Consider the following 26,305-nt stretch of genomic DNA (forward strand, 5'->3'; position numbering starts at 1 on the left):
CCCCGCCTCAGTCTGTGGTCGCCAACGCCGGTACCGGCGAAGGTTTGGGCCCGTGAAATAGCCGCTCAAGCCACAAGTATATGACCGGAGTGGTGAACAGCGTCAGCGCCTGGCTCACCAGCAAGCCGCCAACCACCGCGATACCCAGGGGCTGGCGCAGTTCGGCGCCGGTGCCGTAGCCGAGCATCAGTGGCAGCGCACCGAGCAAGGCGGCGAGGGTGGTCATGATGATCGGTCGGAACCGCGTGATACAGGCCTGGAAAATCGCCTCTTCCGGCGGCAAGCCACGGTTGCGCTGGGCGTCCAGCGCGAAGTCGATCATCAGGATGCCGTTCTTCTTCACGATACCGATCAGCAGCACCAGCCCGATCAGCGCCATGATCGAAAAGTCCTGGCCGCAGATCCACAGCATGATCACCGCCCCCAGCCCCGCCGACGGCAGCGTCGAGATGATGGTCAGCGGATGCACGAAGCTCTCGTAAAGCACGCCGAGAATGATGTACACCGCCACCAGCGCCGCCAGAATCAGCCACGGCTGGCTGGCCAGCGAACTCTGGAATGCCTGGGCCGCGCCCTGGAAATTGCCGCTCATGGCCGCCGGCATGCCGATGTCGGCCTTGGCCTGGTTGAGCATGATCACCGCATCGCCCAACGCCACGCCAGGCGCGAGGTTGAACGACAAGTTGGCGGCCGGGAACATGCCGTCGTGGGCGATGGACAACGGACCGACCGTGGGTGCGTCAAATTTGGCCAGCGCCGACAGTGGCACCATTTCCCCACTCAGCGGCGAGCGCAGGTAGAAGTAGTTGAGGCTTTCGGCTTTGCCGCGTTGCTGGGTGTCCAGTTCCAGAATCACGTTGTACTGGTTGATCTGGGTCTGGAATTCATTGACCTGTCGCTGACCGAACGCATCGTACAGCGCTTCGTCGACGTCACTGGCGGTCAGGCCGAAACGCGCCGCGGCGCTGCGGTCGATGCTGATGTGGGTGATGCTGCCGCCCAGTTGCAGGTCATTGGAAATATCGCGGAACGCCGGGTTGCGGCGCAGTTTTTCCGTGAGGCGCTGGGTCCAGGTGCTGAGGGTCGCGCCGTCGTTGCTCTTGAGCACGTATTGATACTGGGCGCGGCTCGGGCCGGAGCTGAGGTTGATGTCCTGGCCGGCGCGCAGGTACAGCACGATGCCGGGGACTTTCATCAGTTGTGGGCGAATCCGGTCGATGAACTGGCTGGCGGAGACGTCGCGGTCGCCGCGTTTTTTCAGGGAAATCCAGAAGCGCCCGTTGGCGATGGTCTGGTTACTGCCCGACACCCCGACCGAGTGGGAAAACGCCGCAACCGCCGGATCCGCCGCGACGATCTCGGCCATCGCCAGGTGTTTTTTCACCATGTCGCCGTAGGAAATGTCGGCGGCTGCTTCGGTGGTGCCGAGGACAAAACCGGTGTCCTGCACCGGGAAGAAGCCCTTCGGAATGAAGATGTAACCGACGACAGCCAGGCACAGGGAAAGACCAAACACCCCGATCATCAATTTCTGATGGGCGAGGGCGCGGCGCAGCAGTTTTTCATAGCCGCCCACCAAGCGTTCGCCGAACGTCGGTTTGCTGTGGGCGTGGTGCACCGGCGCACGCATGAACAGCGCGGCCAGCGTCGGCGCCAGGGTCAGCGACACCACCACCGAAATCATGATCGTCGACGTCGCGGTCAGGGCGAATTCCTTGAACAGCCGCCCGACCACGCCGCCCATGAACAGCAGCGGAATGAACGCCGCCACCAGCGAGAAACTGATCGAGACCACGGTAAAACCAATCTCGCCCGCGCCCTTGATCGCCGCTTCGCGCATGCCCTCGCCAGCCTCAAGGTGTCGGTGAATGTTCTCGACCACCACAATCGCATCGTCGACCACAAACCCCACGGCCACCACAATTGCCACCAGGGTCAGGTTGTTCAGGCTGAAGCCCATGATGTACATCAGGGCGAAACTCGCGATCAGGGAAACGCCCAACACTGCAGACACAATCAGCGTCGCCGACCATTGGCGCAGGAACAGCGCCATCACCGCCACCACCAACATGATCGCGATCAGCAAGGTGATTTCCACTTCATGCAAGGACGCGCGGATGGTCTGGGTGCGGTCGACCAGTACCTCGACCTGCACCGAGGCGGGGAGCATGGCTTCCAGCGCCGGCAACGCGGCTTGAATTCGATCCACGGTCTCGACGATGTTCGCGCCCGGTTGCCGGGAAATCACCAGGTTCACCCCCGGCTTGTCACCGGCCCAGGCTTGCACGTAGGCATTTTCCGACCCGTTGACGACTTTGGCCACATCCCGCAGGTGAACCGGAGCGCCGTCCTTGTAGGAGACGATGAGTTGGCTGTATTCCTCGGGGTGAAACAACTGGTCGTTGGTCGACAGCGTGGAAATGCTCGACTCGCCGTACAACGCACCTTTGGCCAGGTTGAGGCTGGTGTTCTGGATCGCCAGACGTATGTCGGCCAAGGTCAGGCCGATAGCGGCGAGTTTGTCCGCCGAGGCTTGAACGCGAATCGCCGGACGTTGCTGACCGGTGATGTTGATCTGGCCTACGCCTTCAATCTGGCTGATCTGGCGGGACAGCAGGGTTTCCACCAGGTCACTGAGCTCGGTGCCGGGCATTTGCGTGGAGTTGACGCTGAGGATCAGCACCGGGCTGTCGGCGGGGTTGACCTTGCGCCAGGTCGGCAGTGTTGGCATGTCCTTGGGCAGTTTGCCGGCGGCGGTGTTGATCGCGGCCTGGACTTCCTGGGCGGCGGTGTCGATGCTTTTTTCGAGGGTGAATTGCAGGGTCAGGTTGGTCGAGCCCAAGGCGCTGCTCGACGTCATTTGGGTCACGCCGGGAATGGCGCTGAATTGCACTTCAAGCGGCGTGGCCACCGACGATGCCATGGTCTCCGGGCTGGCGCCGGGCAATTGCGCGGCCACCTGAATGGTCGGGAATTCGGCTTCCGGCAGCGGCGCAATCGGCAGGCGCGGGAAGGCAATGGCGCCGAGCAGCACCAGCGCAAAGGTCAGCAGGATGGTGGCGACCGGGTGATCGATGCACCAGGCCGAGACCGAGCCGTGGCCCTTCATGGCTTCGGCTCCGTTTGCACCACTTGTGGCGGATCGCTCATGACCTGCACGGTCGACCCCGGTTTGAGTCGCGACTGGCCATCACTGACCAGCACATCGCCCGGTTTCACGCCTTTGATGATGTCCTGACTGCTGCCTTGGGCAACCACCTGCACGGTCACGGTTTCCACTTTGTCGCCGTTGACCCGGTACACGAAGTGTTGATCGGGACCGCGTTGTACGACGGTGGGTGGCACCACCAGCGCATCTTTCTCCAAGGCAGTCTGAATTTTTACCGTCACCAGCAGGCCCGGCCAGAGTTTCTGCCCGGGGTTGTTGAATTCGGCCTTGGCGCGGATGGTGCCGGTGTTGGCGTTGATCTGGTTATCGATCAGGGTCAAGTGACCTTCGCCCAGCAAATTGCCGGTTTCACCGTCGGTGTCGGCGCCAATGTAGGCTTTCACTTGTGCGCGTTGCGGGTCGCCGATCAGCCCTTGCAGGGTCGGCAACATTTGCTGCGGCAGGGAGAACTCAACGGCGATGGGGTCGATCTGCGTCACCGTGAACAGGCCCTGGGCGTCGGTCATGCGCAGGAAGTTGCCTTCATCCACTGTACGAATACCGACGCGCCCGGTGACCGGCGAGTGAATCTGTGTGTAGGAGAGCTGCACCTGAGCGGCGTCGATTGAAGCCTGGTTGCCCTGGGCGGTGGCCTTGAGCTGATTGACCAGCGCTTGTTGCTGGTCGTAGGTCTGTTTGGACACGCCGTCATCAACGCTCAGTAATTTGTAACGCTTGAGGTTGACCAGTGCCACTTGCAACTGCGCCTGGTTTTCTCCCAGTTGAGCGCGGGCCTGATCGAGGCTGGCACGGATCGAGCGGTCATCGATGGTGGCCAACAGGTCACCTTTGTTCACCAATTGGCCTTCCTTGACCATGATTTTGGTGAGAATGCCGTCGATCTGCGGGCGCACCACCACACTGTGCAAGGACAACACCGACCCGATACCGCTGACATAACGCGGCACATCTTTCTCAACGACGTTGACCACGCGCACCGGGATGGCGGTCGGGGCGGTGAGCTTGGCGGTGGCCGGTTTGACGAGGTACCAGGTGCCCAGCGCTGCCAAGGCCATTAGCAGACCTGCGATCAAGGCGGGTTTTTTCTGAATTCGCATGCGAGTGGGGCGCCGGGCTGAGAGGTTGGGGTATTTTCAGGTTTATACCCTTCTTTATAACCCTGTCAGCCCGTCAGGAAGGTGACTGCTAACTGACGGGGCTGTCAGTTTGGGATTTTCAAATTTGCGGCGATGGGCCCGCCAGCACAAAACCCGACGGACTCACGCGCGGTGTGAAGCTTGCGGCTCTCGACACAGGTATACTGCCGCCTTTCGCGGCTCGCTGACCGGGCCCGACTCTATGTGCATCACCCGGAGCTTTCATGACTTCCCCGACACAACCGCCGGTTGCCGACGCTTTGAGCGACGACCAGGCAGACCTGCCAGACAGCGTCGACTCCAGCGCAGACAGCGAAACCAAAACCGCGATCCCGGCGTTCAAGTTCCCGTTCAAACCAGGTGATCTGGCTGCCGCGAAGAACGCCAGTCAGCCCTGGTACAAGAATGGCGCGAAGAATGGTCATACCAAGACGCCTGGGGCGGCGCCTCCGGGTACGCGTCGTTCGATGGGCAAGCGCTAGGATTTGACTTGAGCGGTGCCTGATCTGCCGTCATCGCGAGCAGGCTCACTCCTACAGTTAACGTCACAGGTCACAGATTCTGTGTACGACGAAGAACCACTGTGGGGGCGAGCTTGCTCGCGATGGGCCATACCCGGCGACATCAATCCTGAATCAAGCCGCCCGCAACGAAATAAACGCATAGTTCACCGGTGCTTCAGTCACCAGTTGCGCACCCGCCGCCTGCACCTGCCCGGCAATGTCATCCCCCGACACATGAAACAGCCACTCACCCTCCGGCGCCGCCAGTGGTTGCGCTGACACTTGATCAATGACCGTGGCAAACGCGTTCATGTCCGGCAGATAAGCGGTAAACCCATCGCCCTTCAGCGCTGTCGTGCGAATCCCCAGCAACGCGCAAATCGCGTCCTTGGCCTGAATATCATCGCGATCCGCCTGGCGAGAACGCTGGATCAACTCCACCAGCTCCTGATCCACCACCTGACCGCCGATGATCAAATCCGGGCCCTGTTCCCATGACTCGGGCGGACAATCCTTGATCGCTGTGTTCAGCAGGATGTGCGGGTTGATTTCTGCCGGGTAGATACGGCACACCAGCGGTCGGCGCTCGTAGATGCGGCACAGGTTGTCTTCGTCAAGATTCCGGCAGCGACCGACGTTATAGGCGGCGAAGGTGATCGCCACGTACGCCTCGGACGCGCCGCTTCGAACCAGCACCGAACGGCGTTCGGCGTGTTCGCGTTGCTGCACCGGCAAGCCCAGGCCGTTACCCAGAAAACCCTCGACCAGCACGATCACTTGACCGCCATCGGCCGCCCACATGCGGGCTTCCGCCAGGGTCAGGGGGACGTGGTGGTCGGTGCAGCACTTGCCGCAACCTACGCAGGAAAACGTTGTGTTCATTGATCGCCGGGCCGCATGTGAGGGCAAGAAACGGCGACAGAATGTCACCGCACTGCTCAGCGATGAAGCAAGTTATGCGCCATTCACTGGGACTTGGCGGTCGGGTGAACGGAGTCCCACTCGGTCACATAGGCGGTTTTTGTCTTCTTGTTGTAGAGGCACAGCTCGGTGCCTTGCTGGCCTTTCATGTGTTTTTGCGGGTATTGGCCTTGCAGCAGGAGGGCGGTGTAGTCGACCCGGTCATCGAATTGCGCAGGGTTGCCGACGGGCTTGGCGTTTTTCAGGCCGCTGGCTTTGGTGCAACTGGTGAGGACGGCTTTGTCGTAGGCGGCCCAGGCGTCGGGGCTGGAGGCGTGGGCCTGGGAGGCGAGGGCGGTGAGGCAGAGGAAGGTCAGGGTGGCGGCTTTCATTGGTCGGGCATCCATTGGGTTTGTATGGCCGAGTATGCCTTAAGGTCTGATGATGCGGGTCAGACGGGAACTGGCTCCCGGCGGACCACATACATCCCGGCGCTTTCGTACAATCGCTGCGCCCGAAGGTTGTCTTCCAACACCTTCAAATCGACAAACCCTTCCCGACGTTGCTGAAACACGTGAAACGCCTGCAGCAACAAGGCGCGGCCCAGCCCGAGGCGTTGCGCCCGCGGGTGGACCACCAAGTTCTTGATGTAGGCGCTGGTCCAGCACTGGCATACACCGACGATGCCGTCGGCATCCAGCGCAATGAAACACAGGGCTGGATCGTATTCGGGATCGGTTTCAAACCGCTGCTGCCACACCTCCAGTATCGGGACGCGGCCGCCACCGTCCTGGTAACCCTGTTCCATCAAGTGATGAACGGCGACTGCCAATTCAGGGCGGTATTGGCTGAGGACGATGCCTTCAGGCCAGGTGATCACCGGCACAGCCTCGGCGAGGTTGCGCCGCATCAAATAGCAAAAGTGCTCGGCCACCTCTTAATGACCTTGTTCAGCGACAGCCCGGGCCGCCTCGATCAGGCATTTGGTCAGTTCGGGCGAAGAGAACTTGGTCAGCACCGCGTTGGCCCCGGCCAGACGCGCTTTCTCACTGTTCATCGCGCTGTCCAGCGATGTGTGCAGCAGCACATAAAGGTGCGAGAAGTCCGGCGTCTCGCGCAGGGTGCGGGTGAAGGCGTAGCCGTCCATCTCCGACATTTCGATGTCCGAGACGATCAGGTTGATCTGCTGGGCCGTGCCTTGCAGGTCGAGCAGGCAGTCGATGGCCTCCTTGGCGCTGCGGGCGGTGTGGCATTGCAGGCCGAGGTTGCGCAGGGTATGCACGGATTGTTGCAGGGCGACCTGGCTGTCATCGACCACCAGAATGCGTGCGCTGCCCAGTACTTCAGCGTCTTCCATGCTCAGTTCGGTGGGGGCCGTTTCGATCTGTGCCGGGGCGATGCCGTGGATGACTTTTTCGATGTCCAGCACTTGCACCAGCGTGCCGTCGACCGAGGTCACGCCGGTGATGTACGAGCGCACGCCGCCGGAACCAAAGGGTGGCGGGCGGATGTCGGTGGTGAGGCAGTGGACGATCTTGCTCACGGCCTGAACATGCAGGCCCTGCTTGGAGCGACTGACGTCGGTGACGATCAGGCAGCCACCGTTCGGGTCTTCCAGCGGGCGTTCGCCGATGGCACGGCTCAGGTCGATTACTGACAACGAAGCGCCGCGCAGGGTGGCGATGCCTTTAACGTGAGGATGCGACTCCGGCAGCCGGGTCAGCGGCGGGCAGGGGATGATTTCGCTGACTTTGAGCAGGTTGATCGCCATCAGCTTGCCGCTGCGCAAGGTAAACAGCAAAAGCGAAAGTGAATCTGCGCGGGCTTTGTTGGTGGACATAAAAACCTTCTGTGGAAAAAGGTGATGGGCGAGTAAAAAGTCGCCAAAAACTATTGATGCCGGGTTATCGACTTGTTGGGGGCAGGCTTTAGGCTAAATACCCATTCCCGGCCCAACGGCGAACCCTGTGGCGAGGGAGCTTGCTCCCGCTGGAGTGCGAAGCACTCCCGATCAGGTGATGTGTGTTTTCAGACTATCCGCATTTTCAGGTTTTGCGGCTGCTTCGCAGCCGAGCGGGAGCAAGCTCCCTCGCCACAGTGGGGGGGTTATTTCATCCCTAGGCGCTTGGCCATCCTCCCGAGGTTCGCCCGATCCAGGCCCAACTCGCGCGCCGCGCTCGCCCAGTTGTTGTGATGCCGCTCCAGGCAAGCGCTGATCAATTGCCGCTGATAATTCTCCGTGGCCTCACGCAGATCACCGGCTACTAATGACACAGGGCTGACGACGGGTTGTTCGGTAAGCACCTCGACACTGCCAGTAGGCAAATCCAGATCCGCCGCACTCAGGCTGAGAATCTTCGGTCGATCCTTGCAATTACCCAGCGCTTTAAGCGCGCTGCGACCAATCAAATGCTCCAGCTCCCGCACATTCCCCGGCCAGTTGTAGGCCAGCAAGGCCGCCTGGGCGTCGCTGTTCAAACGCAGGCTGTTGAGGCCCATGCGTGAACGATTTTGCTCCAGGAAGAAGCCGCTGAGCAGCAATACATCCCGCCCGCGATCGCGCAGTGCCGGGACTAACAACGGGTAAACGCTCAAGCGATGGTAGAAGTCGGCACGGTAGCGACCGTTGCGCACTTCTTCGGCCAGGTCACGGTTGGTCGCCGCGATCAGGCGCACGTCCACTGTGTGTTCCTTGTCCGAGCCGAGGCGCTGCAACTGGCCGCTTTGGAGGACGCGCAGCAGCTTGGCCTGCACCGTCAGTGACAGTTCACCGACCTCATCGAGAAACAGCGTGCCGCCATTGGCCAGTTCGAACTTGCCGCGACGATCATTCATCGCGCCGGTGAACGCGCCGCGCACATGGCCGAACAATTCGCTTTCGACCAAGGTGTCGGGCAGTGCCGCACAGTTGAGGCTGATGATCGGTTTGTCGGCGCGGGCAGAGGCGGCGTGAATCGCCTGCGCGACCAGTTCCTTGCCGACCCCGGTTTCGCCGGTGATCAGCACGGTCAGGTCGCTGCCACCCACCAGGTTGATCTCTTCCACCAAGCGTTTGTGGGACTTGCTCTGGCCGATCAACTCGCGGTTCTGCTGACCGCTGGCTTGACGGTAAACCTCGGCGCGCTGGTGCTCGTCTTCGACGCGGTTGGCCAGGCGCTCAATGCGCTCGGCAGCGTTGACTGTGGCCGCAGCGAGGCTGGCAAAGGCTTGCAGGGCATCCAGTTCGATCGGTTCGAATTGCTCCGGGTCGAGGGCGTCGAGGGTCAGCAAACCCCATGGGCGCTCGTCGATGAACAGCGGGCAACCCATGCAGTCATGGACTTCCAGATGATCGTCGAGACCCTCGACCAGTCCGTCGTAAGGGTCGGGCAAGTCGCTGTCGGCCGCAAAACGGGTCGGGCCGTGGCTGCTCAGCAAAGCCTCGAATCGCGGGTGCTCGCTGATTTTGAAGCGCCGGCCCAGGGTGTCCGTGCTCAAGCCATCGACGGCCAGCGGCACCAACCATTCGCCATCAAGGCGCAGCAGGGCCGCGGCATCGCAGGGGAGCAGGGCGCGCATGGCTTCGAGCAAGCGTCGATAACGCTCGCCTTCGGGCAGTTCGCGGGACAGGTCGGAGACCAGGGGCAGCAGGGCGGTGAGCAGGGATTTTGCAGTCATAGTGACTCCGTGTAGTCGACATGACTATAAAACAGTGTGTGTCGATATGACTACGATGTTCTTAAACTATTGATTTATATGGTTTTATTACTTGGCACGGAAACTGATAAGTCTAAGGAAATACACATCAAGCTCCGGAGTCGTCCTTATGCTGAGCGTTCAAGACCGTGCCATCGTCAAATCCACTGTACCGTTGCTGGAAAGCGGCGGCGAAGTGCTGATTACTCACTTCTACCGCATGATGCTCTCCGAATACCCGGAAGTCCGCCCGCTGTTCAACCAGGCCCACCAGGCCAGCGGTGATCAGCCGCGTGCGTTGGCCAACGGTGTCTTGATGTACGCACGGCACATCGACCAGCTCGACCAGTTGGGCGACCTGGTGGCCAAGATCATCAACAAGCACGTGGCCCTGCAAATCCTGCCGGAACACTATCCGATTGTCGGCACCTGCCTGCTGCGTGCCATCGCCGAAGTGCTGGGCGAAGAAATCGCCACCCCTGAAGTCATCGCGGCCTGGGGCGCTGCTTATGGGCAACTCGCCGAGATTCTGATCGGTGCCGAAACCAGCATCTACGATCAGAAGGAACAGGCGCCCGGCGGCTGGCGCGGGGCGCGGGAATTCATCGTCACGGCCAAGGTTGAAGAAAGCGCGGAAATCACCTCGTTCTACTTCGAACCTGCCGACAAAGGCCCGATTCTTGAGGCTGAGCCTGGCCAGTACATCGGCATGAAACTGATCCTCGACGGCGAAGAGATCCGTCGCAACTACTCACTGTCGGCGCTGGCAAACAAGGGCGAGTACCGCATCAGCGTCAAGCGTGAAACCGGTGGGCGGGCGTCCAACCATTTGCACGATCAGTTGCATGTCGGGGCGAGCATCCAGCTGTTCCCGCCATCAGGTGAATTCACCCTGACGGCCAGCGACAAACCGCTGGTGCTGATCAGCGGCGGTGTCGGCATTACTCCGACACTGGCGATGCTCGAAGCCGCGCTGGCCACCGAGCGCCCGGTGCATTTTATCCACTGCGCGCGTAACGGCAGCGTGCATGCCTTTCGCGACTGGATCGATGGGTTGGCTGAGCGTCATCCGCAACTCAAGCGTTTCTATTGCTACGCCGAGGATGACGGTGTGAGTCCGGCGGCGGACAAGGTCGGGTTGTTGAGCCGCGAGCAGTTGGGCGAGTGGTTGCCCGAGCAGCGTGACCTGGATGCTTATTTCCTGGGGCCTAAGGGGTTCATGGCGGCGATCAAGCGCCACCTCAAGGCGTTGGGGGTTCCGGAGAAGCAGAGCCGTTATGAGTTCTTTGGGCCGGCTTCGGCGTTGGAGTAACTGTATGTGGCGACTCGGGAGACCGAGTCGCCTTCTTCGCGAGCAGGCTCACTCCTACAGGGGATTTTGGGTGTACACAAAATGTGTGTTCACCCCAGCTCCCTGTAGGAGTGAGCCTGCTCGCGATGGCCGCACCACGGTCTCAATTCTTGATGACAGTCAGAAAAGTTAATCCCTTCTTAACCGGCCTATCGTTTATTCCCCCCAATCCACCGGCACGCGCCAGGCTCTCAAACCTCCGAGCCTGCGTGTAGACTGGCGGCAACTGCTATCTAAAAGGGAAACGCGATGAGCGAGGAAACAATGCGATTGGGGCGCGAACGGCGCTATCTGGTGTTACTGGGCATCATCTGCCTGGCGCTGATCGGCGGCGCGCTGTACATGCAAATTGTGTTGGGCGAGGCGCCATGCCCGCTGTGCATTCTCCAGCGCTATGCGTTGTTGTTTATCGCGGTGTTTGCCTTCATCGGCGCGGCCACGCGTACCCGTCGCAGCATTACCGTGTTCGAGACGCTGGTGGTCATCAGTGCCCTGGCAGGCACAGCGGTGGCCGGGCATCACGTCTACACCCAGTTCTACCCTGCGGTCAGTTGCGGCATCGATGTGCTGCAGCCGATTGTCGATGGTCTGCCGCTGGCGAAGATCTTCCCGCTGGGCTTCCAGGTGGATGGCTTCTGCTCCACGCCGTACCCGCCGATCCTCGGTCTGTCGCTGGCGCAATGGGCGCTGTTAGCGTTCGTGCTGATCGTGATTCTGGTGCCGTTGCTCACTTCGCGTAACCGTAAAGCGCTGCGCTGAGGCGGTTCGCCGCACTGCTGCGTCATCCATAAAAACGCCCCGGCCCTCGTTGAGGGGGCCGGGGCGTTTTGCATTTTCAGAGGCCAGGTAAAAAGACCTTGATGCGCGACAAGCAACGGTGCGGCACGTGTGCGACATGTTGTCACAGCGCGAGTGTCGCAAGGCATTTCAAGGGGCTGAATTGGCATGGGGGCGGGCAACAAAATTGGTCTGTTGCCGCGGCACATCATCTGACCCCGGAAATGCTGGAACAGGCAGTTTTAACAGGGTCTGGCAAATTGCCAAAGCCCTTGTCACATAGGGGGTTGAGCAGGGTAGGGGGAGGGCGAAGTCACCCCGAAGCTGTCTGAACTGCGTTAGGTAGACCTACTATTTTTAGTGTTTTTGTTGAGAATCAATTTCGATACCATGCCGGACTTTTGCGAAATCCGTTAATGATTGTTGCTGGAATGGATAAAAATTATTTCGGGATGAGACATGGTTTATGAATCGTTACATATCTACAATCGCCCGCACTGAATTCCCGGCACTGCTCATCATGAGCAGAAAGTAGGGCGTCGAGAGGCTTGAACGCCTCATGCGACTCCCAGGTGTCGGAGCCTTCCAACTATCCGCACCAAATGGAATTGGTCTGTAACAAGGCCTTTGACCACGAATTCGAATAAGAACTTACCGCTGTCCCAGGATTTGTCGAGCAGCGTCTGACGCGCGACGGGCGGCCCTTATTCAATCCAAGAAAAATGCCAACCCTTGGCAGGGTGAAGTGTTGGCGATCAAAACCCAACTGCATTGCGCAAGCTGCTTTAGAGGTCGTGAGATGAGTAAAAACAGGTACCCCAGACTACTAGGCTTATTGCCGCTGATTGGCACATTGTTGCTGTCAGGCTGCAACATGACCTTGCTCGATCCCAAGGGCCAGGTTGGCCTGGACGAGCGAAACCTGATCATCACCGCAACGCTGCTGATGCTTCTTGTCGTGGTACCGGTCATCGTCATGACCTTCCTGTTCGCCTGGAAATATCGCGCCTCCAACACCGACGCCGTCTACACGCCGAAGTGGTCGCACTCCACCAAGATTGAAATCGCGGTGTGGGCTATTCCAGTGCTGATCATCATTGCCCTGGGTTATGTCACCTACAAGTCGACCCACGCTCTGGACCCGTACAAACCACTGGAATCCGACGTCAAGCCGATCACCATTCAAGTGGTATCGATGGACTGGAAGTGGCTGTTCATCTATCCGGAACAAGGGATTGCCACGGTCAACAAGATCGTCTTCCCGGCCAACACGCCGATCAATTTCCAGATCACTTCCGACACCGTGATGAACTCGTTCTTCATTCCGGGCCTGGGCGGTCAGATCTACGCGATGGCGGGCATGCAGACCAAGCTGCACCTGATCGCCAACCAGAACGCTGAATTCGACGGGATCTCCGCCAACTACAGCGGCGCGGGTTTCACCGGCATGAAGTTCAAAGCAATCGCCACCTCTCAGGCGGACTTCGATGCCTGGGTCAGTGATGTCAAGAAGGCACCTAAACAGCTTGAAAAAGCTGAATACGAAGCCCTTTCCAAACCAAGCCAGAACAATCCAGTAGCGCTCTACTCCTCGTTCACGCCGAACCTGTTCCAGACCATCGTCGACAAGTACGAAGGCATGAAACCAGGTCCGAAAGTGGACCACGAGAAGAAAGAGAAAGAAGTGGCCCAGATGGAAGGGATGGACATGAGTTCGCATTCAGCTGCCGGGGCAGAGGAGTAAACGATGTTTGGTAAATTAAGTTGGGAAGCGGTCCCGTTCCACGAACCGATCGTGATGGTGACCATCGCCATGATCGCGCTCGGCGGTCTGGGCGTGTTCGCTGCAATCACCTATTTCAAGAAGTGGACCTACCTGTGGTCCGAATGGCTGACTTCGGTCGACCACAAGAAAATCGGCGTGATGTACATCATCGTCGCCATGGTCATGCTGCTGCGCGGTTTTGCCGACGCCATCATGATGCGTACCCAGTTGGCCCTGTCCACCGAAGGCTCGCCGGGCTACCTGCCGCCTGAGCACTATGACCAGATCTTCACCGCTCACGGTGTGATCATGATCATCTTCATGGCGATGCCATTCTTCACCGGCCTGATGAACCTTGCAGTGCCGCTGCAGATCGGCGCGCGTGACGTTGCCTACCCGTTCCTGAACTCCCTGAGCTTCTGGCTGCTGATGTCTGGCGTCGTGCTGGTGAACGTGTCCCTGGGTGTCGGCGAATTCGCCCGTACCGGTTGGGTGGCGTATCCACCGCTGTCGGAACTGGGCTACAGCCCTGGCGTGGGTGTGGACTACTACATCTGGGCGCTACAACTATCCGGGCTAGGTACGACGCTAACCGGGGTCAACTTCCTGGCCACCGTGCTGAAAATGCGTACCCCGGGCATGAAACTGATGGACATGCCGATCTTCACCTGGACCTGCACCTGGGCCAACGTTCTGATCGTCGCTTCCTTCCCGATCCTGACCGCTACCCTGGCACTGCTGACGCTTGACCGTTACATGGATTTCCACATTTTCACCAATGAACTTGGTGGCAATCCGATGATGTACGTCAACCTGTTCTGGGCGTGGGGTCACCCCGAGGTTTACATCCTGATTCTGCCGGCGTTCGGGATCTTCTCCGAAGTCATCTCGGCGTTCTCCGGCAAGAAACTGTTCGGCCACCACTCGATGATCTACGCCTCGGGCGCGATCTCGATCCTGGGCTTCATGGTTTGGCTGCACCACTTCTTCACCATGGGTTCGGGTGCCAACGTCAACGCCTTCTTCGGTCTGGCGACGATGCTGATCTCGATCCCGACGGGGGTGAAGCTATTCAACTGGCTGTTCACCATCTACCAGGGCCGTCTGCGCATGACCAGCCAGGTTCTGTGGACCCTGGGCTTCATGGTGACCTTCGCGATCGGCGGCATGACCGGCGTACTGCTGGCCATTCCGGGTGCTGACTTTGTCCTGCACAACAGCCTGTTTGTAATTGCTCACTTCCACAACGTGATCATCGGCGGCGCCGTGTTCGGCTACATCGCTGGTTTCGGCTTCTACTTCCCTAAAGCGTTCGGCTTCAAGCTGCACGAAGGTTGGGGCAAGGCAGCATTCTGGTTCTGGATCTCGGGCTTCTTCGTCGCGTTCATGCCGCTCTATGCTCTGGGCTTCATGGGCATGACCCGTCGTCTGAACGCCACCACCAACCCTGAGTGGGTGCCGTACCTGTACGTGGCCATGTTCGGTGCGGTCATGATCGCCTGCGGTATCGCCTGCCAGTTGATCCAGCTCTACGTCAGTGTTCGTGACCGTAAGAAGCCGGAAAACATGTGCGAACACGGTGACCCGTGGAATGCCCACACGCTGGAATGGTCGACCTCGTCGCCACCACCGTTCTACAACTTTGCCGTACTGCCAAAAGCCGACTGCATCGACCCGTTCACTGAAGCCAAGGAAGACGGTACTGCGTACCAGACTCCGGTCAAGTACGAGCCGATCCACATGCCAAACAACACCGCGACCGGCCTGGTCATGGGTGCTCTGTTGACCGTGTTCGGTTTCGCGATGATCTGGCACATCTGGTGGATGGCCATCTTCGGCCTCGCCGGCGCCGTGATCTACTTCGTGATCCACGCTGCCCGTGATGACCAGGGCTACATGGTGCCGGTCGACGTGATCGAGCGCACCGAAGCCGAGCAGCGCAAACGTCTGGTAGCCGCAGGGAAAATCCCGGCCACTGCCACCCGTGTTGAAACCTCGTTGGAACAGGCTTAAACCATGTCGAACTTAGTGACCAATGCTGGACACACCCATGTCGATGGACATGGGCACGATGACCATCACCACGACTCGGGCGAGATGACCGTATTCGGTTTCTGGCTCTACCTGATGACCGACTGCATTCTGTTTGCGTCGATCTTCGCGGTGTACGCGGTACTGGTTAATAACGTAGCGGGTGGCCCGTCGGGCCACGACATCTTCGAGCTGCCATACGTGCTGGGCGAAACCGCCTGCCTGTTGTTCAGTTCGATCACCTACGGCTTCGCCATGCTGGCGTTGTTCAAGGGCAACAAGAAGGCGGTACTGGGCTGGTTGGCCATCACCTTCCTGTTCGGCCTGGGCTTCATCGGCATGGAGATCAACGAGTTCCACATGCTGATCTCCGAAGGCTACGGTCCTAACCGCAGCGGCTTCCTGTCCGGGTTCTTCACCCTGGTCGGCACCCACGGTCTGCACGTGACCAGCGGTCTGATCTGGATGGCGATCATGATGTATCAGGTCCAGAAAAACGGCCTGACGGCGACCAACAAGACCCGTCTGAGCTGCCTGAGCCTGTTCTGGCACTTCCTGGACGTGGTGTGGATCTGCGTATTCACCGTTGTTTACCTGATGGGGACCCTGTAATGGCTAATGCACACTCCCACGATGGCCACGGCCACGACGACAGCCACGGCAGCGTCAAGTCCTATGCCATCGGTTTCATCCTGTCGGTGATCCTGACGATCATTCCTTTCGGCCTGGTGATGTACCCGTCGCTGCCGAAAGCCATGACCCTGTGGATCGTACTGGCCTTCGCCGTGATCCAGGTGCTCGTGCACCTGGTGTACTTCCTCCACCTGGACCGCTCCGCTGCCCAGCGTAACAACGTGATCGCGTTTGTCTTCGCTGCATTGGTAATCGTCCTGTTGGTAGGCCTGTCGCTGTGGATCATGTTCAGCATCCACACCGTCATGATGGCGCACTGAGGAAAGTCCGGATGTCCTTTAAGCACTTTATCCAAATCACCAAACCGGGGATCATTTTCGGTAACGTGCTTTCTGTGGCAGGCGGATTTTTCCTGGCCTCGAAAGGGCATGTCGATCTGGCCATCTTCCTGGCCGCCATGATCGGCACGTCCCTGGTGGTGGCTTCCGGTTGCGTGTTCAACAACTGCATCGACCGCGACATCGACCTGAAGATGGAACGCACCAAGAACCGCGTGCTGGTCCAGGGCTTGATTTCCCTGAAACTGGCCCTGGCCTTTGCGACCGTCCTGGGTGTTGCCGGCGTTGCGTTGTTGTACAAGGTGGCTAACCCGTTGGCCGCGCTGTTCGCCGTGATCGGTTTCGTCATCTACGTCGGCTTCTACAGCCTGTACCTCAAGCGCAAGTCGGTTCACGGCACGCTGGTGGGCAGTCTGTCGGGCGCCATGCCGCCGGTGATTGGCTACGTCGCTGTGACCAACAGCTTCGACATGGCCGCACTGACGTTGCTGGTGATGTTCAGCCTGTGGCAGATGCCGCATTCCTACGCCATCGCGATTTTCCGCTTCAACGATTACCTGGCCGCATCGATTCCGGTGCTGCCAGTGAAGCGCGGAATCCAGGTGGCCAAGAAGCACATCCTGATCTACATCCTGGCCTTCCTCGTGGCGACCTTGATGCTGACCTTCAGCGGCTACGCCGGCATGAGCTACCTCGCCGTCGCCGCGGCCATGGGCATGTACTGGTTGTACATGGCCTGGACCGGTTACAAGGCAGTGGATGACACGGTCTGGGCACGCAAGCTGTTCGTGTTCTCGATCTTCACCATTACCGCGTTGAGCGTGATGATGTCCCTGGACTTCAAAGTGCCGACCGAGCTGCTGCTGACGTACGCGCCTTAAGCGTCGGATGCTGTAAACAAAAGCCCCGCCTTCGAGAGAAGTGCGGGGCTTTTTGTTGGGGCTTTCTTTTGGACCGTGTCGTGGCCATCGCGAGCAGGCTCACTCCTGCATTCGACCGCGTTCTTTCCTGTGGAATGCAATCGAGTGTAGGAGTGAGCCTGCTCGCGATGGCCACACCTCGGTCGTCAGCAAGCTCACTTATCAAGCAACCGGAAAAACCGCTCCCGCACCAGTGGATCATCGCTATGCGCAACATTGAAGCGCAGAAAACTATTGGCGTCGGCCGCTTTACTCAACATCGCTCCGGGCGCCAGTACCAGGTCATTCTTGAGGCCTTTGTTGGCGAGGGTTTCGGCATGGAACCCGCCGGGCAGACGCGCCCAGATGAACAGTCCTTCGCCCGGCACCGATGACACTGAGCATCCGGCCTCCACCAGCCAGCGCGCCACGCGACTGCTCGACTCATACAAGCGATCCACCGTGCGCCGGATGTGCTTGGCGTAGCTTCCGTTGCTGAGCATGGTGCAGGTGATTTGCTCCGCCAGTTCCGAGGTCACGCCACCGATGCTCATCTTCAGGCTGATCATTCGGGCGGCCAGTTGTGGTGATAACACGGCGTAGCTGACCCGGCTATTGGCCGTCAGGGTCTTGGAGAAACCGGACACGTAACTGACATTGTCGAGCCCGCTGGCGGCCAGGCGCGGGGTGCGTCGTTGCTGGAGATCGCCGTACAGGTCATCTTCAACAATGTGAAAACCGTAGCGGTGACTCAACTCCAGCAGGCGATACACCTGCGCCGCCGAAAACGAGTGCCCGGTCGGGTTATGCAAGGTGCTGTTGGTCATATAGAGCACGGGGCGGTGGACGATCAGCAGGTGCTCGAACGTCTCCAGATCCAGCCCGCTGCAATCGCGGGGAACGGTGAGGACCTTGGCGCCGTGCAACGCCAGATTGGTGTGCAGGTTGAAGTAGCACGGATCGTCGAGCAGCACCGTATCGCCGGGCTTTATCAACAGGCGCATCAGTTGATCGATGGCCTGCATGGTGTTGGCGGTGGTGATGATTTGCTCCACCGGCACTTCGATGCCAAAGCCCGACAACTTGACCCGCAATGCCTCGCGCAGCGGCCGGTAACCGCCGACCTCACCGTATTCGCCCATGCGCAGCGATGTCGCACGAAGGGTGCCGCGCACGGCTTTGAGCAGTTCATCCGCCGGTAACCACGAGCCGGGTAGAAATCCACAACCGGGACGTAGAGCGTCGTTATCCATAAGAATCGCACGGCGGACACGGCTGAGGGTGTCTTGCGGTTGCAGGTCTGGGGCAGTAGCGGTTGGGGGCTGAGTGCTTGCCCGGTGGACGTAATGCCCCGAGCCCTGGCGTGAGACCACCAGTCCCTTGGCCCGCAATCGGTCGAGGGCGTCCACCACGGTGGATTTTCCGACGTTCATCAATTCGGAGAGTTCGCGAATCGGCGGCAACTTGGCCCCGTGCGGCAGGCCTCCCTGGCTGATGGCTTCGGACAGCTGATCGACAATCTGCTGCACCAGCGGCACCCCCGGCTGGAACTCGATGGCGGCGATCACAGCGCGTTGAGCCTGCATTTTACTGGTCTCCCTGGCAGTAAAGTTCGCTGGATTCTATACGAACTTGCCCTGATCAAGAGAAGCGTCTGTCTCTACCATCAAAATCGCGTTTGTATGGTGGATCAAGAGGGCTCAGTAGATGATTAGGCAAACAACCCGCGACGAACGTTTCCTCGAGATGGCGAAAGAGCATGGCTTCGATATCTACGACGAGAACGCGGCCGGGGGGCATTACGCGCCACTGCTTCGGCATGTCGATGAGCTGTATGTCAGTGGCCTGGTGCCGCGCATGAACGGCAAAATCCAGTACCCGGGCCGGGTGGGCCTGGAGCTTAATTTGGCCGATGCCCAAGAGGCCGCGAGCATCAGCGCGATACGCGGTCTGGCATTGATCCGCGAGGCCGTCGGCTCACTGGATAACGTCAAGGCCCTGCTTCGTGTCACCGTTTATGTGAAATCCACGTTCGATTTCGTCGACCTCAGTGAGGTGGCCAACGGCGCGTCGGATGTCTTCACCCAAGTGTTGGGCGATGCTGGCAAACATACGCGCACGACGGTCGGTGTTTATCAGTTGCCGAAAAACGCGCCGGTGGAAGTGGACATGATTGCGGCGCTGCATCCTTCGATTTCCTGATTTTTGCAGGCAATAAAAAGCCCCGCTGCAAGGGCGGGGCTTTTGGGTTGGGCCGTGTTACTGCGCGGCGATGCTGTAGCCGTCGAACGCGGTTTGTTGCTGCAGTGCGGTGATGATGTTCTTGCGGTTGACCGCTTGTTCGACGCCGGCGTTATCCAGGAACGTCTCGCTTTCAATCACGGCGTCTTCGCCTTCGCCGACGAAGGTAAAGCCGAGGAACTCCAACGCTTTGCGGTCAACGTTCAGGCTTGAACGCGGGGTGCGCAGTGGCAGGGTGACGTTGATGCCGTCCTTGCTGATGGTGAACACTTCGAGGTCTTTCTTGGCGCGAGCCACTTTGCTTTTGCCACTGCTTGGGTTGCTGATGGCTTGGTGAGTCTGGTTCAGCACTTTCAGCGCGAGGCCGTAGACGATTTCCTGAAACGCCGGGTCATCCTTGAAGCTGGAGAGAATCCGGCTGATCGGGAATTTGCTGCTCAGGTCTTCGAGAGCGGCAATGTCGGCCGCTTCCGCGTCCTTGAGTTGTTTGAGTTCGCCCATCAGTTCATAGGCTTTATCGTCGTCGAAGCTGTCGTGTGCCTGGCGAATTGCGGCGCGCAGTTCGCGGATCTGGTCGCTTTCCCGGGTGGATTGAAAAGCGTCCAGGACCATCTCGCTGATGGTCTTGGCCTGAGGCACATGCTGTGAAAGATTGATGGAGTTTTCGTATTCCGCTTTGGACGACAGGGTGACTACGGATTCAGCGGTGTTGGAATCGGACATTGAAATTTCACTACTTCTTTTAACTTGAATTGAGGCGAGAAAGCACAGGGCCTTTTCAGGTCGCCTAATCTATTGGACCCACGCCGAGTTGTCACGGATGAACAGGCGGTTGGTCATGATTTTTGCGAGAAGGCCTCAGTCGATGGCCATTTGCGGTCGTTGTGACTGAAGCGCTGATAGCGCCCGATAAAACTGCAAAGAGCGACCACTGATCAATCCGCAGACAAACCCGGATGCGGAGGCCTTGAGCAGTAACATCTCAAGCGTGGTGGCCTGTTCCGGGTGAACATCATCCTGGTAGCCGAAGTAGTAGTTCACGGCAAAAAACAGCAGGTAGAGCACCAGGGTTTTCGCTGTTCCCGGCACGACCAGTCCGGTTTTCGGCTTATTGAGTTCGACGCCTCTGCTTTGGGAAAGCACCAGCGCAGCCAGACCTCCCAGAACAACGGCGATCAACCAGCAACCGAGGGAGGCGGTGGGGTTCAACGACAGGTTCAGTGAATAGAGCGACCAGCCGAGCAAGATCGGCGGAGTCACGCGTAGCGAGGTTTTGCTTTCCTCAGTCGGGGATAGCGCTTTGATTCCGTAGTAGCAGAGCACCAGGAATACCGCATAAACCCACAGCGGGGTGTGTTGCAGGGTATTGAGCATCACGCAGCGTCCATGCCGAAAAACAAGTGCCGGGATAATAGTCGTTACCGGAGCAGGTGCGGTCGGCTATTTCCCCATCGAATTCAGGTTCATCGAGTGAACCGCCCATTGTTCCGCCGTTTGCTGATCCACCGGCAAGGAGAAGCGGAAGGTCGCGCCTCGTCCGGGCAGATCGATCAGCTGGATCTCACGTCCGTGTAACTGCAGGATCCGATGCACGATGCGCAGCCCCAACCCGCCATCGCGCCGTGCACCGCCAATGTTGAAGGGACGCAGGAACAGGCCTTCGCGCAGCGGCGCAGCGATGCCGGGGCCGGTGTCGCTGACCGTGACTTCTATAAATGGCCCCTGAGGGCGCAGGCTCAGCTCGATTTCTCCGCCTTGAGGGGTGTTGCGCAGGGCATTGTCGAACAGGTTGGTCAGCACGCGCTCGATCAATCCCAGGTCGGCGCAGGCGGCGGAAACGTTAGGGGCGAAAGTGGCCTTCAGTTCGATCTGGCGCGCTTCGGCGGTCAGTTCGAATTTCTGGAAAATGTCCTGCACCAGATCGGTCAGTGAGAAGCGCTCCAGCACCGGTTGCACAAAACCGTGTTCCAGCCTGACCAGTTCCAGCAGCGATTGCGCCAGGCCTCCCACCTTGCGGCTTTGATCGAGGGCGATGCCCAGATAGCGACGCCGGTCGACGGGGGATAACGTGGCGTCCTTGAGCGACAGGGTTTCCAGGTATCCATGCAGCGAGGCCAGTGGTGTTCGCAGGTCATGGGAAATGTTCGCCACCAGTTCGCGGCGTTCCTGGTCTTGACGCGTCAGCGAGCGCCACTGTTCACTGAGGCGGGTTTGCATCTGCCGGAAGGCGGCGTCCAGCACGGCGATTTCATCGTGACTGGCGGCTTTTTCCATCGGCTCGGAGGTGGGCGGTGTGGAGGGCACGCCGTCGATGTCGAACTGACTGACTCTTTCGGTCAAGCGCCGCAGCGGTCGGGTAATCAGGGCAAATGCCGTCAGACCGGCAATCAGGCACAGCAATGCCACCAGACCGATGGACAACAGGGCGGTATTGAGTGCGGCGCTGGTGGCACCGCGTTCGGCGAAGCGGTCGTGTTCTTCGCTGAGCAGTACCACATACAGGTAACCGGCGGGCTGGCCGTTGACCTGCAATGGCGCAGCGCTGAACACCTTGCGCCCGTCGGCGCTGCGCGGGTCATCACCGAGAATCGGCAGGGCATCGCCTTTGAGCAGGCGCTGGACGGGGGCCAGATCGATCCGCTCCCGACGTATCCGTCCCTCCGGTGCGGCGCTTCCGACAATCTTGCCCTCGGTGTCCAGCAGATAAACCTCAACGCTGGGATTGACCTGCATGAGTTTGCTGAACAGTTCACGAATGGCATTGGGCATCAAGCCGCTGCTGTCCATCAGCACCGTGTCATGGGCGATGTGTTGCGCCAGATCGCGCGACAGCCCCTGGACCACTTCCAGTTCATGCATCTTGTTGGAGCGCACTTGCATCCAGGCCGATGTGCCACAGCACACCAGCAACAGAATGGCGAACACCAGCGACAGGCGTTGTGTCAGGGTCAGCCTCATGGCTGCTCCTCCTTGACGGCGAATTTGTAGCCACGCCCCCACACCGTGAGGATGCGCGCGGGCAGCGCCGGATCGGTTTCGATCTTGGCCCGCAGACGATTGATGTGGGTGTTCACCGTGTGTTCGTAACCTTCATGGCTGTAACCCCAGACCGCATTGAGCAAATCCATGCGCGAGAAGACTTTGCCGGGTTGGCGGACGAAGAAATACAGCAGGTCGAATTCCCGTGGCGTGAGGTCCAGGCGACGACCGTCGAGCGAAACGTCGCGGGTGATCGGGTCGATGGACAAGCCGTCCGTCATCAGGCTGCCCGAGTCCATCTTCAGGTTGCGGGCCATGGCGTCGACCCTGCGTAGCAGCGCTTTGACCCGGGCGACCAGTTCCAGCATCGAAAAAGGTTTGGCGAGGTAATCGTCGGCGCCGAGTTCCAGCCCCAGGATCCGGTGCATTTCGCTGGAGCGTGCGCTGGTGATGATGATCGGGGTGTAGCGGGCCATCGCCCGTGCCCGACGGCAGATTTCCAGGCCATCGACACCGGGCAGCATCAGGTCGAGGATCAACGCGTCCCAGCTTCCTTGCTGCAACAGGCGCATGCCTTCGTCACCGTCGGCGCAGTGCACCACCTCGAACTGCTCATCGCGAAGATGCAGGCAGATAAGGTCGGCGATGTGCAGGTCGTCCTCGACCACCAGGACGCGTTTGGTCTGTTCCATAAAGCTCAATCCTTTGTAGCGCAATGGGCACATTGTGCGGGTTTTCCTCAGTCCGAGTTATCACGAATTGTTTAACTGCTCGTGAGGATTTGGCGATCAACCCAAGCCTAGGCTGTGTTCCTTATCAGGCATCGGGAATTTTGGAGAAGGCCATGTTTTCACGGCGACAGTTTCTTGTAGCGGGCGGCGGGCTGGGCGCTGCAGCCTTGGTGATCGGTGTGTTGCCAAAATTTGCCGCCAGCACCGCACTGGTCAGTGATGCCAGTGCCGCGGAGGTATTCGAGGTGACCCGCAGCGACAGCGAATGGCACGCCATGCTCAGTGACGAGCAGTACGAAATCCTGCGTAAAGAGGGCACCGAGCGGGCCTACAGCAGCCCGTTGAACAATGAGCATCGCGAGGGCGTTTTCGCCTGCGCCGGGTGTGATCTGCCGCTGTTCTCATCCGATACCAAGTTCGACAGTCGCACCGGCTGGCCGAGTTTCTGGGCCCCCCTGGACAAAGCGGTGGCCACTCGTCAGGACCGGTCTTTCGGCGTGCTGCGTGAAGAAGTCCACTGTCGGCGCTGTGGCGGTCATCTGGGGCATGTCTTCGATGACGGGCCCAAGCCTACCGGCCTGCGTTATTGCATGAACGGTCTGGCGCTGACGTTCGAGCCACAGGCAGCTTGATTCATGGGCATTTCATTTCACTCGCTTGATGCAGGTCGACGCTATGTGGCTTTTGGTTCTCGCTTATCTCGGTGGTGTCCTGACGATTGTCAGCCCCTGCATTCTGCCGGTGCTGCCCTTTGTCTTCGCGCGAACCGGGCAGCCGTTTATGAAGAGTGGCTTGCCGCTGTTGGCGGGGATGGCGTTGACCTTCGCCCTGTTCGCGACGTTGGCGGCGGTGGGCGGCGGTTGGGTGGTGCAAGTCAATCAGTACGGTCGCTGGCTCGCGTTGCTGTTCGTTGCACTGTTCGGGCTGACGCTGCTGCTGCCACGACTCGCCGAGCGTCTGACTCGACCACTGGTGGCGGCCGGCAGTCGATTGTCGGAAGCCGCCGGCGCCGATGCCCGGCCGCGTCCCGGCGCTTCGTTCCTGATCGGCGTCGCCACGGGTTTGCTCTGGGCGCCTTGCGCCGGGCCGATCCTGGGTCTGTTGCTGACCGGGGCGGCGCTGCAAGGAGCCAGCATCGAAACCACGCTGTTGCTGCTGGCGTACGCGGCCGGTGCCGCCACGTCGCTCGCCGTGGCACTGCTGCTCGGCGGTAAAGTCTTCGCGGCAATGAAGCGCTCGATTGGCGCCGGGGAATGGGTTCGGCGCGGTCTTGGGGCCGCCATGCTGGCGGGTGTCGCCGCGATTGCCCTGGGGTTGGATACCGGGATTCTGGCACGGGTTTCGACCGCGTCCACCGGCGGGATCGAGCAAGCCCTGGTGGGCCGATTGGCCGGCAAGTCGCCGAACAACAGCGGGGCGATGATGGCCGCGGGTGGCGCGATGAAAGCGAGTGACAAGGCATCGGGCGCGTTGCCGATTGAAGGCAATCTCCCAGCGCTGGATGGCGCGGTGCAATGGCTCAATTCCCCACCTCTGACCGCGCAGGCCTTGAAGGGCAAAGTTGTGTTGGTGGATTTCTGGACTTACTCCTGCATCAACTGCCTGCGCACCTTGCCGTATGTGAAAGCCTGGGCCGAGAAGTATCGCGATCAGGGATTGGTGGTGATCGGCGTCCATGCCCCTGAATTCGCCTTTGAGCGCGACGTCGGTAATGTCACCAAGGCCATGAAGGACCTGGGTATCAACTACCCCGTGGCCATCGATAACGACTACAAGATCTGGCGTGCCTTCAACAACGAATACTGGCCGGCTCACTACTTTGCCGATGCTCAGGGGCGCATTCGTTATCACCACTTTGGTGAAGGCGAATACGCCGAATCGGAAAGGGTCATCCAGCAACTGCTGCGTGAAGCGGGCACAGTGAACGTCGCGGACGGTTTGATCAACGCGGAGGCGACAGGGGTTCAACTCGCGCCGGACATGAGCGAAGTGCAATCACCGGAAACCTATGTCGGTTTCCAGCGGGCGGAGCATTTCGTCCCCGAAACCGGCCTTGTGCCTGACAAAGTGGCCGCGTACAGCCCTCCCGCCGAGCTGGCACTCAACGACTGGAGCCTGGACGGAAAGTGGAATGTCGGTTCAGAGCGTGCGACTTCCAGCGCGCCAGCCAGTCGCATCGTTTATCGCTTCCATGCCCGTGATCTGCACTTGGTACTGGGCCCCGGTGCCGACGGTAAACCGGTGCGATTCAAAGTGCTCATTGACGGCAAAGCCCCTGGCGATGCCCACGGCACCGATGTGGCACCCGATGGCAGCGGCCGTGTGAATTCACAGCGTTTGTATCAATTGGTACGCCAGAGCGGCGGCGTGACCGACCGCACGTTCAGCATCGAGTTTCTCGATCCGGGTGTTTCGGCGTACGCGTTTACGTTCGGTTGAAGTCATTTCATTTGTTGAGGAGTCTGCTCCATGAAAACCCTGTTCACCTGGCGCCGCACCCTGTTGGGGATGGCCGCTGCCGGCATTATCAGTCAGTGCTCGGCGTTCTCGTTCGGAGCCGAAGAAGCCGTCGTCATCCCTCCGCCGGCGCTGGATGAAACGACCCAGGCCCACAGCGAAAAAGTGGTGTTTGCCGGCGGGTGTTTTTGGGGCGTCCAAGGCGTTTTTCAGCACATTAAAGGCGTGAAGAAAGCGGTTTCCGGTTACGCCGGCGGTGCGGCCAACACCGCCCAATATGAACGGGTCAGCGAGGGCGATACCGGCCACGCGGAGTCCGTCGAGGTCACGTTCGACCCGACTCAGGTCAGTTACGGGACGCTGCTGCAGATCTATTTTTCGGTGGCCCACAACCCCACCGAACTGAACCGCCAAGGCCCCGACAGCGGCACTCAATACCGGTCGGCGATTTTCACTGAGAACACCGAACAGCAACGCGTCGCCCAGGCTTACATTGCCCAGCTAGACGCTGCTCATTCGTTCAACAAACCTATAGTGACCAAGCTGGAAACCTACAACGGCTTCTACCCGGCGGAGGAGGAGCACCAGGATTTTCTGACCGAGCACCCGACCTATCCGTACATCGTGATCAACGATCTACCGAAAGTGGCGCAGTTGAAGCAGTTGTATCCCGATCGTTATCAGGAGAAGCCGGTGTTGGTGAAGGCGGGGATGTGAGTG

The 26,305-nt window shown here is 59.7% G+C and carries 24 protein-coding genes; 12 read left to right on the plus strand and 12 right to left on the minus strand.

What is annotated here, in order from left to right:
• Positions 1 to 7: 7 nt before the first annotated feature.
• Positions 8 to 3,109 (minus strand): multidrug efflux RND transporter permease subunit, encoded by a 3,102-nt coding sequence (locus D882_RS0107740; RefSeq protein WP_027922699.1) that lies wholly within the window; start codon positions 3,107 to 3,109, stop codon positions 8 to 10.
• Complete coding sequence (locus D882_RS0107745) at positions 3,106 to 4,266, minus strand: efflux RND transporter periplasmic adaptor subunit (RefSeq protein ID WP_027922700.1); 1,161 nt, start codon at positions 4,264 to 4,266, stop codon at positions 3,106 to 3,108. The genes D882_RS0107740 and D882_RS0107745 overlap by 4 nt, the downstream gene beginning before the upstream one ends.
• Before the next feature lie 263 nt (positions 4,267 to 4,529).
• Here D882_RS0107745 and D882_RS0107750 point away from each other — a divergent pair, with 263 nt between their 5' ends.
• Positions 4,530 to 4,787, plus strand: coding sequence for a hypothetical protein (locus D882_RS0107750; RefSeq protein ID WP_027922701.1), 258 nt, complete (start codon positions 4,530 to 4,532; stop codon positions 4,785 to 4,787).
• 153 nt (positions 4,788 to 4,940) lie between these two features.
• Here D882_RS0107750 and D882_RS0107755 read toward each other — a convergent pair whose 3' ends face one another.
• The 5 genes from D882_RS0107755 to norR all read right to left on the minus strand — a co-directional run bounded on the left by D882_RS0107755 (position 4,941) and on the right by norR (position 9,365).
• Positions 4,941 to 5,690 carry a YkgJ family cysteine cluster protein gene (locus D882_RS0107755; protein ID WP_027922702.1) on the minus strand — a complete coding sequence of 250 codons (750 nt, stop codon included), beginning with the start codon at positions 5,688 to 5,690 and terminating at the stop codon, positions 4,941 to 4,943.
• Between the two features lie 83 nt (positions 5,691 to 5,773).
• Complete coding sequence (locus D882_RS0107760) at positions 5,774 to 6,100, minus strand: hypothetical protein (RefSeq protein ID WP_027922703.1); 327 nt, start codon at positions 6,098 to 6,100, stop codon at positions 5,774 to 5,776.
• A 59-nt stretch (positions 6,101 to 6,159) separates the two neighbouring features.
• On the minus strand, positions 6,160 to 6,618 hold the full coding sequence (locus D882_RS0107765) for a GNAT family N-acetyltransferase (RefSeq protein WP_027922704.1): 459 nt from the start codon (positions 6,616 to 6,618) through the stop codon (positions 6,160 to 6,162).
• Positions 6,619 to 6,645: 27 nt separating this feature from the next.
• On the minus strand, positions 6,646 to 7,548 hold the full coding sequence (locus D882_RS0107770) for a chemotaxis protein CheV (RefSeq protein WP_027922705.1): 903 nt from the start codon (positions 7,546 to 7,548) through the stop codon (positions 6,646 to 6,648).
• A 266-nt stretch (positions 7,549 to 7,814) separates the two neighbouring features.
• Positions 7,815 to 9,365, minus strand: a complete 1,551-nt coding sequence (gene norR / locus D882_RS0107775) for a nitric oxide reductase transcriptional regulator NorR (protein ID WP_027922706.1) — start codon at positions 9,363 to 9,365, stop codon at positions 7,815 to 7,817.
• 148 nt (positions 9,366 to 9,513) lie between these two features.
• Here norR and hmpA point away from each other — a divergent pair, with 148 nt between their 5' ends.
• From hmpA to cyoE, 7 genes are all read left to right on the plus strand, one after another.
• Positions 9,514 to 10,695: an NO-inducible flavohemoprotein gene (gene hmpA, locus D882_RS0107780; protein ID WP_027922707.1), complete on the plus strand. Its 1,182-nt coding sequence runs from the start codon at positions 9,514 to 9,516 to the stop codon at positions 10,693 to 10,695.
• A gap of 288 nt (positions 10,696 to 10,983) precedes the next feature.
• Complete coding sequence (locus D882_RS0107785) at positions 10,984 to 11,493, plus strand: disulfide bond formation protein B (protein WP_027922708.1); 510 nt, start codon at positions 10,984 to 10,986, stop codon at positions 11,491 to 11,493.
• 817 nt (positions 11,494 to 12,310) lie between these two features.
• A complete protein-coding gene (gene cyoA / locus D882_RS0107790; RefSeq protein ID WP_027922709.1) occupies positions 12,311 to 13,255 on the plus strand; it encodes a ubiquinol oxidase subunit II in 945 nt (314 codons plus the stop codon).
• Positions 13,256 to 13,258: 3 nt separating this feature from the next.
• Positions 13,259 to 15,289: a cytochrome o ubiquinol oxidase subunit I gene (gene cyoB / locus D882_RS0107795; protein ID WP_027922710.1), complete on the plus strand. Its 2,031-nt coding sequence runs from the start codon at positions 13,259 to 13,261 to the stop codon at positions 15,287 to 15,289.
• Positions 15,290 to 15,292: 3 nt separating this feature from the next.
• A complete protein-coding gene (locus D882_RS0107800) occupies positions 15,293 to 15,919 on the plus strand; it encodes a cytochrome o ubiquinol oxidase subunit III (protein ID WP_027922711.1) in 627 nt (208 codons plus the stop codon).
• On the plus strand, positions 15,919 to 16,260 hold the full coding sequence (gene cyoD, locus D882_RS0107805) for a cytochrome o ubiquinol oxidase subunit IV (protein ID WP_027922712.1): 342 nt from the start codon (positions 15,919 to 15,921) through the stop codon (positions 16,258 to 16,260). Before D882_RS0107800 ends, cyoD begins: the two co-directional genes overlap by 1 nt.
• An 11-nt stretch (positions 16,261 to 16,271) precedes the next feature.
• Complete coding sequence (gene cyoE / locus D882_RS0107810) at positions 16,272 to 17,159, plus strand: heme o synthase (protein WP_027922713.1); 888 nt, start codon at positions 16,272 to 16,274, stop codon at positions 17,157 to 17,159.
• A 194-nt stretch (positions 17,160 to 17,353) separates the two neighbouring features.
• On the opposite strand, the gene D882_RS0107815 is transcribed toward cyoE, so the two are convergent.
• Positions 17,354 to 18,763 (minus strand): PLP-dependent aminotransferase family protein, encoded by a 1,410-nt coding sequence (locus D882_RS0107815; RefSeq protein WP_027922714.1) that lies wholly within the window; start codon positions 18,761 to 18,763, stop codon positions 17,354 to 17,356.
• Between the two features lie 121 nt (positions 18,764 to 18,884).
• Here D882_RS0107815 and D882_RS0107820 point away from each other — a divergent pair, with 121 nt between their 5' ends.
• Positions 18,885 to 19,379 (plus strand): RidA family protein, encoded by a 495-nt coding sequence (locus tag D882_RS0107820; protein ID WP_027922715.1) that lies wholly within the window; start codon positions 18,885 to 18,887, stop codon positions 19,377 to 19,379.
• A gap of 57 nt (positions 19,380 to 19,436) precedes the next feature.
• Here D882_RS0107820 and D882_RS0107825 read toward each other — a convergent pair whose 3' ends face one another.
• From D882_RS0107825 to D882_RS0107840, 4 genes are all read right to left on the minus strand, one after another.
• On the minus strand, positions 19,437 to 20,141 hold the full coding sequence (locus D882_RS0107825) for a hypothetical protein (RefSeq protein ID WP_027922716.1): 705 nt from the start codon (positions 20,139 to 20,141) through the stop codon (positions 19,437 to 19,439).
• Positions 20,142 to 20,276: 135 nt separating this feature from the next.
• On the minus strand, positions 20,277 to 20,792 hold the full coding sequence (locus D882_RS0107830) for a hypothetical protein (protein ID WP_027922717.1): 516 nt from the start codon (positions 20,790 to 20,792) through the stop codon (positions 20,277 to 20,279).
• A gap of 66 nt (positions 20,793 to 20,858) precedes the next feature.
• Positions 20,859 to 22,376, minus strand: coding sequence for a HAMP domain-containing sensor histidine kinase (locus D882_RS0107835; RefSeq protein WP_027922718.1), 1,518 nt, complete (start codon positions 22,374 to 22,376; stop codon positions 20,859 to 20,861).
• Positions 22,373 to 23,089: a response regulator transcription factor gene (locus D882_RS0107840; protein WP_027922719.1), complete on the minus strand. Its 717-nt coding sequence runs from the start codon at positions 23,087 to 23,089 to the stop codon at positions 22,373 to 22,375. Before D882_RS0107840 ends, D882_RS0107835 begins: the two co-directional genes overlap by 4 nt.
• Before the next feature lie 152 nt (positions 23,090 to 23,241).
• Between D882_RS0107840 and msrB the strand changes: the two genes are divergently transcribed.
• The 3 genes from msrB to msrA are packed head-to-tail and all read left to right on the plus strand — an operon-like array spanning position 23,242 to position 26,302.
• Complete coding sequence (gene msrB, locus D882_RS0107845; protein ID WP_027922720.1) at positions 23,242 to 23,760, plus strand: peptide-methionine (R)-S-oxide reductase MsrB; 519 nt, start codon at positions 23,242 to 23,244, stop codon at positions 23,758 to 23,760.
• Between the two features lie 43 nt (positions 23,761 to 23,803).
• Positions 23,804 to 25,567, plus strand: coding sequence for a cytochrome c biogenesis protein DipZ (locus tag D882_RS0107850; RefSeq protein ID WP_027922721.1), 1,764 nt, complete (start codon positions 23,804 to 23,806; stop codon positions 25,565 to 25,567).
• 30 nt (positions 25,568 to 25,597) lie between these two features.
• Entirely contained in the window at positions 25,598 to 26,302 is a 705-nt protein-coding gene (gene msrA, locus D882_RS0107855) for a peptide-methionine (S)-S-oxide reductase MsrA (protein WP_027922722.1), read from the plus strand.
• The last annotated feature ends 3 nt before the right edge of the window (positions 26,303 to 26,305 follow it).

The organism is Pseudomonas sp. URMO17WK12:I12 (assembly GCF_000514395.1).
Taxonomy (GTDB): Bacteria; Pseudomonadota; Gammaproteobacteria; order Pseudomonadales; family Pseudomonadaceae; genus Aquipseudomonas; species Aquipseudomonas mucoides.

Coding starts and splice junctions, on each gene's coding strand:
- hmpA (WP_027922707.1), top strand. CDS start 9,514: ATGCTGAGCGTTCAAGACCGTGCCATCGTCAAATCCACTGTACCGTTG.
- cyoB (WP_027922710.1), top strand. CDS start 13,259: ATGTTTGGTAAATTAAGTTGGGAAGCGGTCCCGTTCCACGAACCGATC.
- D882_RS0107770 (WP_027922705.1), bottom strand. CDS start 7,548: ATGTCCACCAACAAAGCCCGCGCAGATTCACTTTCGCTTTTGCTGTTT.
- D882_RS0107765 (WP_027922704.1), bottom strand. CDS start 6,618: ATGCGGCGCAACCTCGCCGAGGCTGTGCCGGTGATCACCTGGCCTGAA.
- D882_RS0107740 (WP_027922699.1), bottom strand. CDS start 3,109: ATGAAGGGCCACGGCTCGGTCTCGGCCTGGTGCATCGATCACCCGGTC.
- D882_RS0107815 (WP_027922714.1), bottom strand. CDS start 18,763: ATGCAGGCTCAACGCGCTGTGATCGCCGCCATCGAGTTCCAGCCGGGG.
- D882_RS0107800 (WP_027922711.1), top strand. CDS start 15,293: ATGTCGAACTTAGTGACCAATGCTGGACACACCCATGTCGATGGACAT.
- cyoD (WP_027922712.1), top strand. CDS start 15,919: ATGGCTAATGCACACTCCCACGATGGCCACGGCCACGACGACAGCCAC.
- D882_RS0107820 (WP_027922715.1), top strand. CDS start 18,885: ATGATTAGGCAAACAACCCGCGACGAACGTTTCCTCGAGATGGCGAAA.
- D882_RS0107760 (WP_027922703.1), bottom strand. CDS start 6,100: ATGAAAGCCGCCACCCTGACCTTCCTCTGCCTCACCGCCCTCGCCTCC.
- D882_RS0107750 (WP_027922701.1), top strand. CDS start 4,530: ATGACTTCCCCGACACAACCGCCGGTTGCCGACGCTTTGAGCGACGAC.
- cyoE (WP_027922713.1), top strand. CDS start 16,272: ATGTCCTTTAAGCACTTTATCCAAATCACCAAACCGGGGATCATTTTC.
- D882_RS0107825 (WP_027922716.1), bottom strand. CDS start 20,141: ATGTCCGATTCCAACACCGCTGAATCCGTAGTCACCCTGTCGTCCAAA.
- cyoA (WP_027922709.1), top strand. CDS start 12,311: ATGAGTAAAAACAGGTACCCCAGACTACTAGGCTTATTGCCGCTGATT.
- D882_RS0107830 (WP_027922717.1), bottom strand. CDS start 20,792: ATGCTCAATACCCTGCAACACACCCCGCTGTGGGTTTATGCGGTATTC.
- D882_RS0107835 (WP_027922718.1), bottom strand. CDS start 22,376: ATGAGGCTGACCCTGACACAACGCCTGTCGCTGGTGTTCGCCATTCTG.
- D882_RS0107785 (WP_027922708.1), top strand. CDS start 10,984: ATGAGCGAGGAAACAATGCGATTGGGGCGCGAACGGCGCTATCTGGTG.
- D882_RS0107840 (WP_027922719.1), bottom strand. CDS start 23,089: ATGGAACAGACCAAACGCGTCCTGGTGGTCGAGGACGACCTGCACATC.
- msrA (WP_027922722.1), top strand. CDS start 25,598: ATGAAAACCCTGTTCACCTGGCGCCGCACCCTGTTGGGGATGGCCGCT.
- norR (WP_027922706.1), bottom strand. CDS start 9,365: ATGACTGCAAAATCCCTGCTCACCGCCCTGCTGCCCCTGGTCTCCGAC.
- msrB (WP_027922720.1), top strand. CDS start 23,242: ATGTTTTCACGGCGACAGTTTCTTGTAGCGGGCGGCGGGCTGGGCGCT.
- D882_RS0107850 (WP_027922721.1), top strand. CDS start 23,804: ATGTGGCTTTTGGTTCTCGCTTATCTCGGTGGTGTCCTGACGATTGTC.
- D882_RS0107745 (WP_027922700.1), bottom strand. CDS start 4,266: ATGCGAATTCAGAAAAAACCCGCCTTGATCGCAGGTCTGCTAATGGCC.
- D882_RS0107755 (WP_027922702.1), bottom strand. CDS start 5,690: ATGAACACAACGTTTTCCTGCGTAGGTTGCGGCAAGTGCTGCACCGAC.